This is a genomic window from Muricoccus harenae, from assembly GCF_009848505.1.
In the GTDB taxonomy this organism is placed as follows: Bacteria; Pseudomonadota; Alphaproteobacteria; order Acetobacterales; family Acetobacteraceae; genus Roseomonas; species Roseomonas harenae.
Genome location: NZ_WWDL01000087.1, coordinates 1 through 1,627 on the forward strand (window position 1 = coordinate 1; position 1,627 = coordinate 1,627).

The window sequence follows — 1,627 nt, forward strand, 5'->3', positions numbered from 1 at the left end:
CAAGGGCTATTCCGCCGGCATGGCCATCCGGCTGGCCTTCGCCATCGCCACCGCCATGCAGCCCCAGATCCTGCTGATGGACGAGTGGTTCATGGCAGGCGATGCCACCTTCATGCAAAAGGCCGAGGCGCGCCTCGCCAGCCTCGTTTCCGGGGCGGACATCATGGTCATCGCGACCCATGACATGAGCGTCGCCCGCCGCTGGTGCACCCGCGCCATCCGCCTGGATGCCGGCCGGATCGTGGCAGACGGGCCAGTGGAGCAGGTGATCGCCGAAATGATGGCAACGCCCGGCTGATCCGGCGGCAGTGGCCCCTGCCCCGGGAACGAAGCGGCCTGGCCGGCGCCCCTCCGACACGGGCGCCAGCTGGCACATCGCGCACAACGTCTGAGCCGGCGCCCACCACCGCATCCGCCCCGATCATGATGCCCGGCCGCACCACCGAGCCCCCCCAGCAGGGCCAGGGCGCAGCCGGGAGCCACATGCGCGGCCTCCCCCAGATGCAGTCGTGCTCCACCACCGCGCTGGTATTGACGATGGCCAGCCGCCCGATGCGGCATTCCGGCCCTAACAAGGCCTGGGCCATGATCACCGCGCCCTCGGCCACCATGGCGCTCGGGGAGCACTGCGCCGCCGGGTGCAGCACCGGCGGCAGCGCGTAGCCCAACGCGGAGAGTCGGTTCCCCATCCTCAGCCGCATGCCATTCGCCCCCAAGTGCCACCACCGCGGCGGCAGCGCCGTCGGCCCTGAGGCGCTCCATCATTTCATCTCCTCCCGGCACGGGCAGGCCGTAGAACGGCGGGAGCGGGACGACGCAGCCCAGCGGCGGCGGGAAGCCCGCGGCCCGGAGCGCCTCAATGATGACCTTGGCGTGCCCGCCGGCCCCGATGATCACCACACGCGGCAGGTTCTGGCACGGAAGGGCTCCGGAGTGGCTGGGCGGCCGCCGCGGCTGTCCGCCGATCACCGGGAGAGGGTGTCGGCGCGGAAATTGGCAAAGCTCGCCCGGCTTGTCCCACCGGGGCCCCTGCTCCGCCGCTATGGCGGATGGAACGGCCAATCCGATGATCCTCTGGCTCGATGTGGAGGATTCCTTCCGCTACGGCCTGCGCTATCCACGCCCGAGCGGCATCCAGCGCCTGAGCTACGAGCTCTATGCGGAGTTACACGGGCTGCTCGGCGAGCAGGTGCGCTTCTGCCGCCACGCTTCCATGGGCAACGCCCTGTGGACGGTGCCACGGGAGGCCGTGCGCCAGCTTTTCACCGGGCTGCTGGCGCCGTCAGCCGAGCCGGCGCGGCCTGCGCCAGCCTCGCCGCAGGCCAGCGGCGGTGGCCTTGCCCGCTCCCTGGCCGGACGGCTCCGGCTCGAGATGCGGGATCAACTCATGCAGGCCCTCGCCTCCCAGGCGCCAGGCCCTCTCTGCCCAGGGAGCCGCGCTGCGCCGCGGCAGCCGAGCTTTGCGTACCGTCCCAGCCCGCCTGCGCAGCGCTACCTCATGCCTCCGGGAAGGCGGCACGCAGGGCGGGCAGGAGGTGGCGGCCGACGAAGCCGCCGGCGCCCGTGACGAGGATGCGGCCCGGCTGCACCGCAGGGGCCCTAGCGCATCCGCGCGCGGTGACGGGCG

Annotated in this window: 1 protein-coding gene and 1 pseudogene; both read left to right on the top strand. The window is 72.2% G+C overall.

All coding sequences use genetic code 11. The annotated features are described in order from the left end of the window. Window positions 1-298: pseudogene (locus GSE44_RS24995) on the top strand (ABC transporter ATP-binding protein); the annotation flags it as partial. Window positions 299-1,066: 768 nt separating this feature from the next. Beyond that, window positions 1,067-1,567, top strand: coding sequence for a hypothetical protein (locus GSE44_RS25000; protein ID WP_159351531.1), 501 nt, complete (start codon window positions 1,067-1,069; stop codon window positions 1,565-1,567). Window positions 1,568-1,627: the final 60 nt, after the last annotated feature.